Source organism: bacterium, assembly GCA_024742285.1.
GTDB lineage: Bacteria > Myxococcota_A > UBA9160 > UBA9160 > UBA4427 > UBA4427.
Genome location: JANSYR010000007.1, coordinates 1 through 13,759 on the forward strand (window position 1 = coordinate 1; position 13,759 = coordinate 13,759).

The window sequence follows — 13,759 nt, forward strand, 5'->3', positions numbered from 1 at the left end:
GAAGCCGCGTCTTCGGCGTCAGCTTCGCGTTAGGATGGAGTTGCACCTGAGATCTCCCTTCGGTGGAGGTGGTTGGTCTGCAACCCCATTTCCTCCGAAGGAATCTCAGGTGTCAACAAGCCCTTTGGGCCCCAGAACTAGATCCAGGCGTCGCCCGAGGCGACGGCGAAATAGGGCTCGTCCTCGAGCATCTCGTCCACGATCTCGATCGAGGGTGTGAAGCGGCGCGAGATCACGCGCGGATTCGCGATCCGGTCCATGCGGAACTGGCGCCGGACTTCCTCGGCACCCGCTTCGGGATCGGCGTCCACCCGGTCGATGTCCACGGCGAGGATGTACCAGAACGGGGCGCGCACGAAGATGCCGTGGGGCTCGACCCGGCGCTGGGTGACGGCACCGAGGCGGTCGGTGTAGCGGAAGCGCATGCAGACGCTCTCGCGAAAGCAGCGTTCGAAGGTGTCGAGCAGGGTCGGTGACATTTCGCCGAAGGACTCGCGCATCGCCTCGGAGGCCCGAGTCCCGATGACGATCCGACGACAGAGCTGTCGAAGCTGCACCCGCCGCTCCGGCGGGAGCGACGCGAGGACCTTGTTCATCGCGCTCTGGTTGCCGCGACTGAAGGGCAGACCGGAGACGCGCCGGGCGATCTCGACGGAGAGCCAGAGACCGACGGCCTGCTGCGCGTCGAGCTGAAGCGGCGGCAGCGGTGCGAAGCGAGCGAAACGGATCCCACCGCCGCGTCCCCGGTCCCCCTCGATGTCGAGCCCCCGCGCGCGAAGCAGCGCCACGTCGCGCCGCACCGTCCGCACGCTCACGGCGAGCTCCTCCGCGAGCTCGCCCATCGAAACGCCTTCGCGCGCACGAATCGCGGCGACCAGCGCTTCCAGCCGGTCGCCGCGCTTGAGCTCGTCACCGCGACTCCGCTTCGGCATCGCCCGAGGATGCCACACAAATAGGTCAATTTCTGACCTATTCGAGTCTAGAGTGCTCCGTGTTCGAAGCCCGGCCGAGATCGGACCGGGCGAGACGCCGAGACCCGAAGAAACAACGATCGCAGGAACCCAGGAAAGGATCCCACCATGAACACCGTCGAAATCGGAAAGCAACTCGTCGCCTTCTGCCAGGACCGCAAGGGACTCGACGCTGTCGACGCCCTCTACGACGACAAGATCGTCTCGATCGAGGCCCAGGGTTCGGAAGAGCTCCCGGCCCGGATGGAGGGGATCGAGGCCGTCCGGGGCAAGAACGCCTGGTGGTACGACAACCACGAGATCCACGCCGAGAGCGCGACCGGCCCCTACTGCGGCCAGCGCGAAGATCAGTTCGCGGTCCGCTTCACGATGGACGTGACCTTCAAGCCGACCGGCGAACGCCAGAGTCTCGACGAGATCGCGCTCTACACCGTCGCCGACGGCAAGATCGTCGAAGAGCAGTTTCTTTACTTCGCCGGCTGACGCTTTGCGCCGGCTGACGCCGGACGGCGCTGCGCGCCTCTCGACGGGTCCCTTGTGGGGACCCGTCTTGCGCTGAGGGCTCGGGCGCAGGCGCCGCTTCGCGGCGTCGCTGGGGCTGAATCCGTCGCCGTCACTCGTGGGCGCGCTGGGGCGGTGAACGGAGAAGGGCCCGGGGCCCCGCCGTCATGGGCGGGGGTCCCGGGCCCTTCGTGTGTCGGCCGGCTCGTGGAGCGGATCAGTCGAGGATCGTGAGCTCCACGCGGCGGTTCTCGCGCTTGTTGGCCTTCGTGTCGTTCGGGACGATCGGGTTCGACTCACCGAAGCCCTTCACTTCGAGGCGGTCGGCGTCGATGCCCGCCGAGACGAGGCGCGCCTTGACCGCGCTGGCGCGGCGCTCGGACAGATCCTGGTTGTAGGCCGCCGCCCCGTCGGAGTCGGTGTGGCCATCGACGCGGATGCGGACGCCCGGGTTCGCCTTCAAGACCGCGATGTCGGCCGCGAGGGTCTCGTCGAAGTCGATCTCGATCGCCGCGCCGTTGACGGCGAAGCGGAGGTCGTTCAACTGCCAGCAGCCGCGGTCGTCGACGGGCGCCTCGCGCAGGGTGCCGGGGCACTCGTCGCGCGGGTCGATCACGCCGTCGCGGTCCGTGTCCGGCGGCGCCGCCGCGACGTTCACGACCGGCGCCGGGGCCGGCTCGTTGCCGAGATACACGGCGCGGGAGAACTGCTGGAGCGCCGCGGAAGAACCGAGCGCCGTCGTCGTCGTGAAGCTGCCGCAGCTCGTGACGTCCGCGATCGAGCGAAGGGCCGTGGCCCCGGCCGGATCGTTGCCAGCCTGCACCGTGTGGAAGCAGACCTCGCCCGCACGGCTCTCGGCGAGCGCCTTCGCCGACGCGATCGCGCGGCCCGCGTCGTCGCGGCCGGCGTAGTCCGTGGCAAGACCGTCCGAGATGATGACGACCGCGGCGCGGCCGTCGCCGGCGCCGATCGCGTCGGTCACCTCATTGTCGAGGACCGAGTAGAGCGGCGTCGAGCCCTGGAGGAACGTCGCGCCCTTGGCGGCCGCGGCGAGGGTCGAGCGATCGAAGCTGCCGCCACCGGCGGTCTCACGCTGGCCGCCGCCGAAGCTCAGCTGGCTGGCCTCGTAGCTCCCGCCGGGCATCGCGGCGACGAGGGACTCGAGGGTCGCCTTCGAGCCGGGGAAGCCGGTTTCCTTCGAGCCGGAGGCGTCGAGGATCGTGACGGCCTGGGTGACGGCGACCGTGCCCGAGGGCGGCGTGACCGCGACGGGCTCCTGGTACGGGAGGGGCTTTGCGCAAGCGCCGAGCATCGCGGCGACGGCGAGGCCACCGGCCACGCCAAAGGACTGGGAGGCGAGAGACTTCTTCATGTGCGGATTCTCCTGTCGATCGATTCCACTCCCGGCCACGGGTTCGTGGACGGGAGACGTTGATCCCCGCGATTCGATTGGAACGAGCAGGGAAGGAAGACACTCGACCTCCACCCGTCGCCCCCGAAGTGCGGCAACACTAGCTATCCGAGTCGCCGTCGCGCCGTAGTTGTGGCCGCCAGCTCCTCTATTTTGCATCCGACCCGCCGGTCACTCGTTCCGATCCGCGCAACCACGATTCCTGTGATGGACGTGCTCGCACCGGAAGCGACCGGACCCGGTCTTCGGAGAATTGAATGCGAAGGGGCACCGAACCGCCACACCGAACGCACGTCTCCATCGCGAAAAATCCGTACGCCGAGCTGCGAAATCCTGACCGCGCCGGTGGAAGCACACCGGCAACCGACGGGCAGCCCCGGCGCAATGTGGCCGAGACGCCGCCGAGCCCCGCCTCCCACCGGTCACCGTCGCCGGGGCCCCGGCACTCACTCGACGGAAGCGCGTTCCGACCAGGGGGGCGCCCGTGCACCCGTGGGAACCCGGAGACCATGAAGCACCCCGCACTGATCAAGCGAGTTCGGACCCACTACGAAGGCCGCGCATTTTCGCCCCGGCTGGTCGATGCGCTGTGTGACGAGATCGCGCGGCGAACGAGCCACGAAGGCGTCGAGATCGCCAAGGGCTGGAAGATCCCCGTCGAGCAGGTGACCCGCGCCTTCGAGCCGATCGAACAGACGCCCCGCCCGGCCATCCTCCACCCGGCCCCGGCCGCGATCCTCGGCCTCTCCTTCGGCTACCGCCTCGATTCGCCCTTCGCGCGCCGCCCGGAGGATCGCCAACCGGGGCCGAACAACGCCGCCCTCGCCGACGCCCTCGTTCGCTGCCACCGGCTCTTCCCCGAGGCCTGGATCGGCGTCCAGCACGAAGTCGGTCTCGCGCTCTCCGAGCGGGACGACGCGCCCTCCCCGGCGCTCGTGACGCCGCCGCGGGACTGGAACACGGGCCAGGTGATCCGGCATTTCGTCGACCAGCTGCCTCGCTACGCGTTCGCCGGAAAGCGCTGCGTGATCGTCGTGAGCCACCTCCACCACTACGGTCGCTGCGAGTTCCTGCTCGCCCGCGAGGGCCTCGAGGCGTTTCCGGCACCGAAGGAAGTCGCGGCCTACGCGGACTACGACCCGGGTGAGGCCCAGCCTCGCTTCCGGTCGCCGTGGGACTATCTCGTGAACGACTTCCTCGCGCTCTGCAAGGCGTCCTCCGCCCCGCGGACGCAGGTCTTCGACCCGACCCGGGGGCTCGGCTCGTCCCGCTGACGGATGATCCGAGCGCGCCGACGATCCCGGAGGTCACCCGGGGAACTGCCGGCGGGTTGCCTCCGTCATTCCGGTGAGCATGCTCGAAGGCGTAGAGCCGGCGCGCCCGCACACCCTCGAGTACAGCCGATGCGGCGACGCGTCGATGGTCCGGGGGACGGAGGCGTTCGCGATGCGGATCGGGGTTCCCAGGGAGATCAAGAACGAGGAGCGGCGGGTCGGCCTGACGCCGGCGAGCGTTCGCGAGCTCGCGGGTGACGGTCATGCGATCTTCGTGGAGACCGGCGCGGGTGTCGGCATCGACGCATCGGACGAAGACTACGCGCGCGCGGGCGCCGAGATCGTTCCGACGCCCGGCGACGTCTTCGAGGCGGCCGAGCTGATCGTGAAGGTGAAGGAGCCGCAGGCGGAAGAGCGAGCGCGGCTCCGGCCGGACCACACGCTCTTCACCTATCTCCACCTCGCCCCCGATGCGGACCAGACCAAGGATCTCGTCACGAGCGGCGCCACCTGCATCGCGTACGAGACCGTGACCGACGACCGCGGCGGACTGCCGCTGCTGACCCCCATGTCCCAGGTCGCCGGGCGCATGTCCATCCAGGCCGGCGCGGCGAGCCTGGAAGCGAGTCGAGGCGGGGCGGGGCTGCTCCTCGGTGGCGTGCCCGGCGTGGCACCGGCGAAGGTGGTCGTCCTCGGCGGCGGCGTGGTCGGTGCGAACGCCCTGCAGATGGCGCTCGGACTCGGCGCCGACGTCACCGTCCTCGATCGTGACACGCGTGTCCTCGAGGCCCTCGCCGCCCGCTTCGGCGCGGCGCTCCGGACCGTCTACTCGACCGGCGAGGCGATCGAGCGCCACGTCCTCGACGCCGATCTGGTCGTCGGGGCCGTGCTCGTCCGCGGCGCGGCCGCGCCCCACCTCGTCACCCGTGAACACGTCACGGCCATGCGACGGGGATCGGTCCTCGTCGACGTCGCGATCGACCAGGGCGGCTGCTTCGAGACCTCACGACCGACCACCCACGCCGAGCCCACCTTCCTGGTCGACGACGTCGTCCACTACTGCGTCGCGAACATGCCGGGCGCCGTCCCGAAGACGTCGACCTACGCCTTGAACCACGCGACGCTGCCCTTCGTCCGGCGGCTCGCCGACCGCGGCGCTCGGACCGCGCTCAAGACCGATCTCGGTCTGATGAACGGCCTCAACGTGTGCGCGGGCCACGTCACCGAGCCGCAGGTCGCGCAGGCCCTCGGCTACGACTACGTCGAGCCGATCCTGGCGCTCGAGTCGCGCTAGCCACGGCGACGGACGCGCGTCGGCCCCGATCGCGACCTACCCTCCTCGACCGAACCCGGCCGAGGAGAGCCCTGTGACCCCTTCGCGCATCATCCTGCTCCTGAGCGCCCTGCTCTACCTCGCCTTCCTCCTCTGGTACGGCGGCTCCGGCACGCCGCTCACGCCCGAGGAGACCGAGGCGGTGCTCGCGCGGATCGAGGCCAATCAGTCGGCGCATTCCGCCCATGACGGCGATCTCCTCGAATCGTTCCGCGTGCTCGCGAGCCAGGACGATGGCGACGAGTTCTACATGCTGAACCTGATGCGGTACCGCCAGAAGGCGCTCTATCCGCCGGGCGCCCCCTACGACGACGATGCGCAGGCGGCGGCGGATCGGTACGGCCGCGCCGTCCTTCCGGCCCTGCTCGCACGCGGCTCCCATCCGATCCTGATGGCGCACTACGCCGGTCCCTTCATCCCTCCGGATGCGTCGAAGGGGACCTGGGACCAGGTCGGCATCGTCCGCTACCGCAGCCGTCGGGACATGCTCGACATGGCGCTCGATCTCTCCGCTTCAGGGGGCGGCGAGCACAAGTGGGCCTCGATCGAGGAGACGATCGTGATGCCCGTCGCGCCGATCTTCGACTTCGTCTTCGTCCGCGGATTCATGGCGGTCGTCTTCGGCGTGGTGGGCGGGGGCCTCGCGTTCGGGCTGCGACGGCGCCCGGCCTGAGCGCACGGCGTCAGTCCGTCGTCAGGAACGCGATGATCCGCGGGAACGCGCTCCGGTCCTCGAGCAGGAAGCCGTGCCCGCCCTCGAACCAGGCGAGCTCCGAATCGGGGATGCGCGCGGCGAGGTTCTCCATGTTCTCCGGTCGCGCGATCCCGTCGTAGCGCCCGCCGCAGAGCAGCGTCCGGGCGCGGATCCCGTCGAGGCGATCCCAGGTGTCGTGAGCGAACCGCGCTTCGAGCTGGCGCGCGGCGCCCCGTGCCTTCCGCTCGGGGTCCTCGTCGTCGTCGGGAATCTGCGTGCGCTTCTTCATGAACTCGAAGACCTTCGCGAAGCGGGACGGATCGCGACCGCCCTCTCCGCTGGACCAGCGCGTATCGCTGATCGCGAGGACCCGGTTCATGTACTCGTCGGGACCGAGCACGGCGAGCTCGTGGAGCGGATAGGAAGCGCCGCCTTCGCCGCCGCTCGACGTGCAGCAAAGCACGAGCCGATCGATCCGATCCGGGTGCCGAAGCGCGAGCTCCTGGGAGACCATGCCACCGAACGAGACGCCGAGGACGTGCGCACGGTCCCAACCCAGGTGGTCGAGGAGCGCCGCGGCGTCGTCCGCGTAGTCGGCCATCGTGTAGGGCCCGTCGGGCTTCGCCGTCTGCCCGAGCCCGCGCTGATCGTGGGCCGCGATCTCGAACGCCTCCGCGAGCGGACCGTCGATCAGTCGAGGTTGCTGGCGCAGGTCGCCCCCGGTCCCGTTGACGAAGAGCAGCTTCGGCCGGCCTTCACCCGCTCCCGTGTGCTCGTAGTAGAAGTCGAGTCCCCGAAGCGTCGCGCGCAAACCCTGCATCGTTCTCCTCGCGTTCCGGCCGCAGCCGCTCGCTTCAGCGCCCCGCGAGCCGCGCGCGGGTCTCGGCCGGGGTCGCGATCTCGCGGCCGTGGCGCCGCGCGATCTCGACGACCGCCGCGACGACCTCGGCGTTGGTCGCCGGTTCGTCGCCGAGCTCGAGATAGGGATGGTCTCCGAGACCGATGGCGACGTGGCCGCCCTGCGCGATCGCCTGCTCGGCGAGCGGCAGCGCGTTCGCGCCGTAGCAGGCCGCTGCCCAGAGACAGTCGACGCTCGGCGGCACGAAGTCGATCAGCGCCTGGAGCCCCGCCTCTGTCCCCGGATGCCCGGAGATCAGCCCGCCCTCGGTCGTGAAGAGCTCCGCGAAGATCGTGCCGGGCAGGACTCCGGTGGTGCAGAACGCTTCGAGCAGACGCAGCGACCCGACGTTCCAGATCGCCGCCATCGGAAGTGCGCCCGCCGCCCGTGCGCGAGCGGCCAGCGCCTTCAGCGTCCCGATCGGGTTGTAGTAGACGAGGTCGTCGCCCCGGACCTCGTCCATGCCCTCGCGCCACATCCCGAGGGAGAGGCTCGCTAGATCCAGGGGAACGAGGTCGGCCCGGGTCGCGTCGTCCTTCGCCATCGCTTCGATGTGCCCGATCCGTTCGTCGAGGTCCGTGACCGTGTTCGCGCCGAGGGTCGGCATGACGAGCGCATCGCAACGCCCGCGGATCGCCCGCGCGGTCTCGGCATAGAGCGCGGTGTCGTTCGAGGGCGCTCCGGTCTCGGGCTCCCGCGCGTGGTAGTGGACGATCGAGGCTCCGGCGGCGACACAGGCCTCCGCGTCGGAGGCGATCTCCTCCGGCGAGTACGGCACGTTCGGGTTGGGCTCGCGGAACGTGTACTCGTTCAGCCGGGCATCGATGATCAGCTTGTCCAAGGAACCCCCTCCCCCTCGCCCGGGCGCTCCGCCTCGAGACGAGCCCGCGCTGCGGGGGCGAGGATCGCGCGCCCGGGGGCGTCCCGAAAGCGCCTCAGGGCCGTCCCGACGGGTGAATTCGCCACCGACTTGCCTCTTCCCGATGTGTCGCCGCCCCTCGCGAGTCGGCTAGACTCTGAGGGCCTGAACGATCGTTCGGAACCCGCCCCGAGCCGCAAGCGCGTGCGCTGTGGACCCAGGCGCGGCGGGCGTCCCCGACGCGATCCCAGCCCACCACAGGAGTTCCCGACCATGGCCTTCTCCACGGACAATCCCGTCGCCCAGGACCTCGGCTACCTCCCCTTCGACTGCGACAACCACTACTACGAGGCCCTCGACGCCTTCACCCGCCACGTGCCGAAGGAATGGCACGCGCGCTGCGTCCAGTGGGCGGAGATCGAGGGACGCAAGCACCACGTCGTGGGCGGCAAGCTCGCGCACGCGGTGAAGAACCCGACCTGGGATCCGATCGCCATGCCCGGCGCGATCTCCGACTTCCTGCGCGGCAACCCGGACGGCACGTCCATGATGAAGGCGCTCCGCGAGCGCGAGCCGCTGCCGGACTACTACATGAACCCCGACGCCCGCCTCGACAAGATGGACGAGCAGGGCATCGAGGCGATGTGGCTCTTCCCGACGCTCGGCGTCCTCTACGAGGAGCTGATCAAGGAAGACACGGAGGCGGTCAAGGTCCTCTTTCACGGCTTCAACCGCTGGCTCCACGAGGACTGGGGCGTCGCCTACCAGAACCGGATCTTCGGTGCCCCCTACATCACGCTGACCGACGTCGACTTCGCCGTCAGCGAGCTCGAATGGGCGCTCAAGGAAGGCGCGCGCGTCGTCTGCATGCGCCCGGCCGCCGTGCACACCCGCGAGGGCACGTTCTCGCCGAGCCACCCGCGCCACGATCCCTTCTGGGCGCGCGTCTCCGAATCCGGCATCACCGTCGTGATCCACGCCGCGGACTCCGGCTACACGACCCACGGCTACGTGCAGGACGGGTTCACCGCAGACGCCGTGGGCGCCGCGATCTCACCCAACATCAAGCACTTCAACATCGAGCGCGCGGCATACGACTTCCTGATCACCTGCGCCTTCGAGAAGCTCTTCGAGCGCCATCCCGGCGTCCGGATCGCTTCGATCGAGAACGGCGCCGAGTTCCTCCCGGATCTCTACCGGAAGCTCAACCAGTCGGCGAACCGTCTCTCGATCGCCAACTACTATGGGGAGCACCCGGCGGAGAGCTTCCGCCAGCACGTCTGGATCAACCCCTTCTGGGAGGATGACGTGAACGAGGTCGCCCACCACATGGGCGCGAATCGCGTGATCTTCGGCTCCGACTGGCCGCACATCGAGGGCATGCCGACGCCCCTCGACTACGTCAAGGAGCTCGAGCAGTTCGACGACACCCAGACGCTCCAGATCCTCCGCGACAACACGCGGGAGCTCAACGAACTCCGCCCCGCGTAGGGCCTCGTCCCCGATCGAAGAACGCCCGCGCCGCCCGGTTGACCCGGAGCAGCGCGGGCGTTTCCATTTGTGGACCCCGTCCGCCGCCGGGCGGCCCCGACCGACCTCGACCCGAAGGAACCTCCCATGCCCTGTCGCGCCCTCGAAGGAATCCGTGTCCTCGACCTGACCACGCCCCTCGGCGAAGCCACCGGCCGCATCCTCGCGGACCTCGGCGCCGAGGTGATCAAGGTCGAGCCGCCGGGGGGCTGCGAAGCGCGCTTCGCCCCGCCCTTCGCGACGCCGCCGAGCGCCAACGCCCCGCGCCCGGAGCGCGGGAGCGGAGATCCGGAGCAGTCGCTCTTCTGGCGAGCCTGGGGGCTCGGCAAACGGAGCGTCGTCCTCGACCTCGACGACGCGGCCGACCGGAAGAAATTCCTCGCCCTCGCGCAGACGGCGGACATGCTGCTCGAGTCCTCGACGCCGGGAGACATGGCCGCGAAGGGGCTCGGCTACACCGACCTCGAAGCGCTGAATCCCGGGCTCATCTACGTCTCGGTCTCGCCCTTCGGTCAGGACGGCCCCTATGCGACGCAGCCGGCGACGGATCTCACGCTCTCGGCGGCGGGCGGTCTGCTGAACTCGACCGGCGACGGCGATCGCGTCCCGCTGCCGATCGGCTTCCCCGAGACGGCGCACCTCGGCGCGACCCAGGCCGCGGCGGACGCGCTGATGGCGCTCTACTCGCGCAACCGCTCCGGCGAGGGACAGCATCTCGATTCGTCGGTGCAGACGGCGGTGCTCTGGAGCCTGATGAACCAGACGAGCTTCAGCGCCGTCGACCAGGAGATGCCGAACTTCGGTGAGGACCGCGCCGGGCGGACCGGGACGATGGCCGTCTTCGAAGGGCTCGACCTGCCCGTCATGGAGCCGTGCAAGGACGGCTTCGTCGTGATCGTCCTCGTCCTCGGGGCCCAGGGCGCCTTCGGCTTCGACGCCTGCATGAAGTGGATCGGCGAACAGGGCGGCCTCGACGACGACCTCCTGGAAGTCCAGTGGATGACCTGGATCCAGGACCTCCAGGAGGGGAAGCTCGAGCTCGCGACGGCGCTTCGCGGCGTCGAGCAGTTCAAGGCCTTCCTCAAGACGATGACGAAGGCGGAGATCCAGGAGCAGGCGGTCAAGGGCAAGTGGCTGATCGCGCCGGTGAACACGGCGCCGGATCTCCTCGCGGATCCACAGCTCCTCGACCGCGACTTCTGGATCGAGCTCGACGGCGACAAGGTCCCCGGCCCTTTCGCGCGTCTCGGCCAGACCCCGATCGAGTACGACCGTCCCGCGCCCACCCTCGGTCAGGACCAGGCCCTCGTCGACGACGTCGGCCGGAAGCCCCTCGGACCGACCGTCGCGAATCCGGCGCCGCGCACGCAGGCCTTCGAAGGGCTCAAGGTCGCGGACTTCTCGTGGATCGCGGCCGGACCGCTGATCGGAAAGGACCTCGCCAACCTCGGCGCGACGGTCCTTCGCGTCGAGACGGAGTCCCGCGTCGACACCCTGCGGTTCATCCCGCCGTGGCTCGGCGACCCGGGCACGACGACCGGCCACATGGCCGCGAACTTCAACCAGAGCAAGAAGGGCATCGCGATCGACTTCACGAAGCCCGAAGGCCTCGCCGTCGCCCACCGGATGGTCGAGTGGGCCGACGTGGTCGTCGAGAACTTCACGCCGGGTACCGCCGAGCGGATCGGCCTCGGCTACGACCAGCTCCGCGAGATCAAGCCCGACATCGTGATGCTCTACAGCTGCATGCGCGGCCAGACGGGCCCCGAGCGCAAGCACACGGGCTTCGGGATCCACGGGGCCGCCCTCGGCGGTTTCACCGGGATCACCGGCTGGCCCGACCGGAAGCCGGTCTCGCCCTGGGGCGCGTACACCGACTTCATCTCGCCCCGCTATGCCCTCTCGGCCCTCGTCGCCGCCCTGCACCATCGCGACCGGACCGGCGAGGGCCAGCTGATCGACGTGTCGCAGATCGAGGCCTCCATCCACCACCTGGCGCCGACGATCCTCGACTCGCAGCGGACCGGCCGCGTCGTCGCCCAGCCCGGTCTGGACTCCGAGTGGGGCTGCCCGCACGGCGTCTACCGGACGAGCGAGACCGAGCGGTTCGTGGCGATCGAGACGCGGACGGCGGCCCAATGGCGCGCGCTCTGCGGCCTGATCCCGGAGCTCGCCGACCTCGGCGGGGACGAGCTCGACGGGATCGACGCCCGGCTGGCCCGCCGCGACGAGATCGACGGGATCCTCGAACGCTGGGCCGCCTCCGAGAAATGCTTCGAGGTCGCGGACCGGCTGCGCGAGGCGGGCGTGCCGGCCTACGTGCCGCTCCGGGCCCGGGACTACCGGCACGATCCGCAGCTCGCTGCGCGCGACTTCTGGATCGATCTCGACCACGCGGGCTTCGGCCGCCAGAGCTTCGACGGCCCGGTGACGAAGTTTTCGAAGACGCCGTCGGCGCCCACCCACGCGGGCCCGCTGATCGGCGAGCACACGTTCGAGGTGATGAAGGAGATCCTCGGCTACGACGACGAAGAGATCTCCGCGATCGCGGCGGCGGGCGCCCTCAGCTGAGACGGGCCTGGAGGCGCTCCGGATGTCGAATCCGTCGGTCTATCCCTTGATCTGGTCGAACGACGTCGCAGCGATCCTCGACTGGGCGGCGACGGCCCTCGGCCTCGAAGAGATCTGGCGCGACCCGTCGGACGGCGCCCCCGTCGAGCACGGCGAGCTCGAATGGCACGGGGGGCGCATCAGCGTCAACGTCCGGCCACCGCCCTGGGCCGAAGCGGGCCCGAGCGGAATCGCGCTCCATTTGACGACGCGGGCGCAGGTGGACCAGGTCCACGCGCGGGCCGTCGACGCTGGCGCGCAGATCATTCAGGGTCCGGAAGAGAGCTTCGTCGCCTACGGCTTCACGGCTCTCGACCCGGATGGAAACCAGTGGTGGATCCATTCGGAGACCGGAAACCTCGACGCGCTTCGGAACTAGACGACCCGTCGCCCCGTCAGGAGGCCAGATCTCATGCGCGCATGCATCGCAGGCAGCTTTCTCGCGCTCTTCCTCGTCGGCTGCGGCAGCGACACCCCGCTGCCGGACCTGCCCCCCGCCCGGGCCGACCTCCCGGAGGCGGAGCCGCTCTCCTGGTTCGAAGACGCGGCGATCGAGGCGGCGATCCGCGGGCGCGTCGCGATGGGCGCGCGCTCGGGCTTCGTGGTCCTGGTCGCGCGCGACGGACGGGTCGTCCACGCGACGACGACGGGCGACCAGGACGTCGAGGCGGGGATCCCGATGTCCCTCGACACGCGCTTCCAGATCGCGTCGATGACGAAGCCGGTGATCGGGACGGCGGCGATGATCCTCGTGGACGAGGGGCGTCTCGGACTCGACGAGCCCGTCTCGAGCTACCTGCCCTCCTTCACGGATCTCCGGGTCGCGATCACCGACGAAGCCGGCACCGTGACGGGGACGAAGCCGATGGCTTCGCCGCTCCTCGTCCGACACGTGCTCGCCTTCGCGTCGGGTATGGGGCCCGGCTTCGCCCCGGGCCCGCTGCGCGACCGCTGGCTCGCCGAGGGGACCTATGCCGGGTCGGGGCCGCTCTCGACGCGGATCGAGCGGATCCCGCCGCTCCCCTTCTTCGAGGAGCCGGGGACGCGCTGGCGCTACGGCGCAGCGTACGACGTGCTTGCGCGCCTGATCGAGGTGGCGAGCGGCGAGCCCGTCGACCGCTTCCTCGAGCGCCGGATCTTCGCGCCCCTCGGCATGACCCGGACGACCTACCTGAAGGACGTGCCGGCCGACGCGCCGCTGGCGGTCATGTACCAGCTCGGCGAGGACGGCCTCGTCCGGGCGGTCCAGGAGAACCGCCCGGACGATTGGACGCCCGGTGGAACCGGGCTCGTATCGACCGCCGCCGACTACATGCGCTTCGCGCTGATGCTCTGGAACGAGGGCGAGTACGACGGCGTGCGGATCCTGGAGACGGCGACCGCCCGGCGCATGCGCGAGCCGGAGATCGGCGGCGTGCTCGCCGGCGAGATGGGGATCGAAGGGCTCTCCTTCGGCCTCGGCGTCTCGGTCATGACGGACGCCGAGGCCTCGCTCCTGCCCGGGCACGACGGCGACTTCTGGTGGAGCGGCGCCTACGGCACCCACCTCTGGATCAGTCCGGCCACCGGCACGGTCCTCGTCGTCATGCAGCAACAGCAGCGCGACCCCACCGGCGGCGACGATCCGATCGTGCCCTTCCTCCTCCAGGCGATCGTCGTCGGCGGCTGACGCGACCCG

The 13,759-nt window shown here is 69.9% G+C and carries 12 protein-coding genes; 8 read left to right on the plus strand and 4 right to left on the minus strand.

What is annotated here, in order from left to right; translation table 11 throughout:
• Nucleotides 1-137 precede the first annotated feature (137 nt).
• Nucleotides 138-932, minus strand: a complete 795-nt coding sequence (locus NXI30_13795; protein MCR9095288.1) for an HTH domain-containing protein — start codon at nucleotides 930-932, stop codon at nucleotides 138-140.
• A gap of 147 nt (nucleotides 933-1,079) precedes the next feature.
• Here NXI30_13795 and NXI30_13800 point away from each other — a divergent pair, with 147 nt between their 5' ends.
• On the plus strand, nucleotides 1,080-1,454 hold the full coding sequence (locus NXI30_13800) for a nuclear transport factor 2 family protein (GenBank protein MCR9095289.1): 375 nt from the start codon (nucleotides 1,080-1,082) through the stop codon (nucleotides 1,452-1,454).
• A 235-nt stretch (nucleotides 1,455-1,689) separates the two neighbouring features.
• Here the strand turns inward: NXI30_13800 and NXI30_13805 are convergent, their stop codons facing one another.
• The gene (locus NXI30_13805) at nucleotides 1,690-2,844 is read right to left on the minus strand and encodes an OmpA family protein (protein MCR9095290.1); all 1,155 of its coding nucleotides are present in this window, start codon (nucleotides 2,842-2,844) and stop codon (nucleotides 1,690-1,692) included.
• A gap of 548 nt (nucleotides 2,845-3,392) precedes the next feature.
• Between NXI30_13805 and NXI30_13810 the strand changes: the two genes are divergently transcribed.
• The 3 genes from NXI30_13810 to NXI30_13820 all read left to right on the plus strand — a co-directional run bounded on the left by NXI30_13810 (nucleotide 3,393) and on the right by NXI30_13820 (nucleotide 6,163).
• A complete protein-coding gene (locus NXI30_13810) occupies nucleotides 3,393-4,157 on the plus strand; it encodes a hypothetical protein (protein MCR9095291.1) in 765 nt (254 codons plus the stop codon).
• 172 nt (nucleotides 4,158-4,329) lie between these two features.
• Entirely contained in the window at nucleotides 4,330-5,451 is a 1,122-nt protein-coding gene (ald, locus tag NXI30_13815) for an alanine dehydrogenase (protein MCR9095292.1), read from the plus strand.
• A 73-nt stretch (nucleotides 5,452-5,524) separates the two neighbouring features.
• Entirely contained in the window at nucleotides 5,525-6,163 is a 639-nt protein-coding gene (locus NXI30_13820; GenBank protein ID MCR9095293.1) for a hypothetical protein, read from the plus strand.
• Between the two features lie 10 nt (nucleotides 6,164-6,173).
• Here NXI30_13820 and NXI30_13825 read toward each other — a convergent pair whose 3' ends face one another.
• Nucleotides 6,174-7,004, minus strand: coding sequence for an alpha/beta hydrolase (locus tag NXI30_13825; GenBank protein ID MCR9095294.1), 831 nt, complete (start codon nucleotides 7,002-7,004; stop codon nucleotides 6,174-6,176).
• Nucleotides 7,005-7,038: 34 nt separating this feature from the next.
• Entirely contained in the window at nucleotides 7,039-7,923 is an 885-nt protein-coding gene (locus tag NXI30_13830) for a 3-keto-5-aminohexanoate cleavage protein (protein ID MCR9095295.1), read from the minus strand.
• Nucleotides 7,924-8,214: 291 nt separating this feature from the next.
• Here NXI30_13830 and NXI30_13835 point away from each other — a divergent pair, with 291 nt between their 5' ends.
• The 4 genes from NXI30_13835 (at nucleotide 8,215) to NXI30_13850 (ending at nucleotide 13,750) form a co-directional block, all read left to right on the plus strand.
• A complete protein-coding gene (locus tag NXI30_13835; protein MCR9095296.1) occupies nucleotides 8,215-9,432 on the plus strand; it encodes an amidohydrolase in 1,218 nt (405 codons plus the stop codon).
• Nucleotides 9,433-9,558: 126 nt separating this feature from the next.
• Nucleotides 9,559-12,042, plus strand: a complete 2,484-nt coding sequence (locus tag NXI30_13840; protein ID MCR9095297.1) for a CoA transferase — start codon at nucleotides 9,559-9,561, stop codon at nucleotides 12,040-12,042.
• A 22-nt stretch (nucleotides 12,043-12,064) separates the two neighbouring features.
• Nucleotides 12,065-12,460, plus strand: coding sequence for a VOC family protein (locus NXI30_13845; GenBank protein ID MCR9095298.1), 396 nt, complete (start codon nucleotides 12,065-12,067; stop codon nucleotides 12,458-12,460).
• A gap of 33 nt (nucleotides 12,461-12,493) precedes the next feature.
• Nucleotides 12,494-13,750, plus strand: a complete 1,257-nt coding sequence (locus NXI30_13850) for a beta-lactamase family protein (protein ID MCR9095299.1) — start codon at nucleotides 12,494-12,496, stop codon at nucleotides 13,748-13,750.
• Nucleotides 13,751-13,759 lie beyond the last annotated feature (9 nt).

Excerpts from the sequence above, each read along its gene's own strand:
- NXI30_13810 (MCR9095291.1), top strand. The coding sequence starts at position 3,393 with ATGAAGCACCCCGCACTGATCAAGCGAGTTCGGACCCACTACGAAGGC.
- NXI30_13805 (MCR9095290.1), bottom strand. The coding sequence starts at position 2,844 with ATGAAGAAGTCTCTCGCCTCCCAGTCCTTTGGCGTGGCCGGTGGCCTC.
- NXI30_13825 (MCR9095294.1), bottom strand. The coding sequence starts at position 7,004 with ATGCAGGGTTTGCGCGCGACGCTTCGGGGACTCGACTTCTACTACGAG.
- ald (MCR9095292.1), top strand. The coding sequence starts at position 4,330 with ATGCGGATCGGGGTTCCCAGGGAGATCAAGAACGAGGAGCGGCGGGTC.
- NXI30_13800 (MCR9095289.1), top strand. The coding sequence starts at position 1,080 with ATGAACACCGTCGAAATCGGAAAGCAACTCGTCGCCTTCTGCCAGGAC.
- NXI30_13835 (MCR9095296.1), top strand. The coding sequence starts at position 8,215 with ATGGCCTTCTCCACGGACAATCCCGTCGCCCAGGACCTCGGCTACCTC.
- NXI30_13840 (MCR9095297.1), top strand. The coding sequence starts at position 9,559 with ATGCCCTGTCGCGCCCTCGAAGGAATCCGTGTCCTCGACCTGACCACG.
- NXI30_13850 (MCR9095299.1), top strand. The coding sequence starts at position 12,494 with ATGCGCGCATGCATCGCAGGCAGCTTTCTCGCGCTCTTCCTCGTCGGC.
- NXI30_13845 (MCR9095298.1), top strand. The coding sequence starts at position 12,065 with ATGTCGAATCCGTCGGTCTATCCCTTGATCTGGTCGAACGACGTCGCA.
- NXI30_13795 (MCR9095288.1), bottom strand. The coding sequence starts at position 932 with ATGCCGAAGCGGAGTCGCGGTGACGAGCTCAAGCGCGGCGACCGGCTG.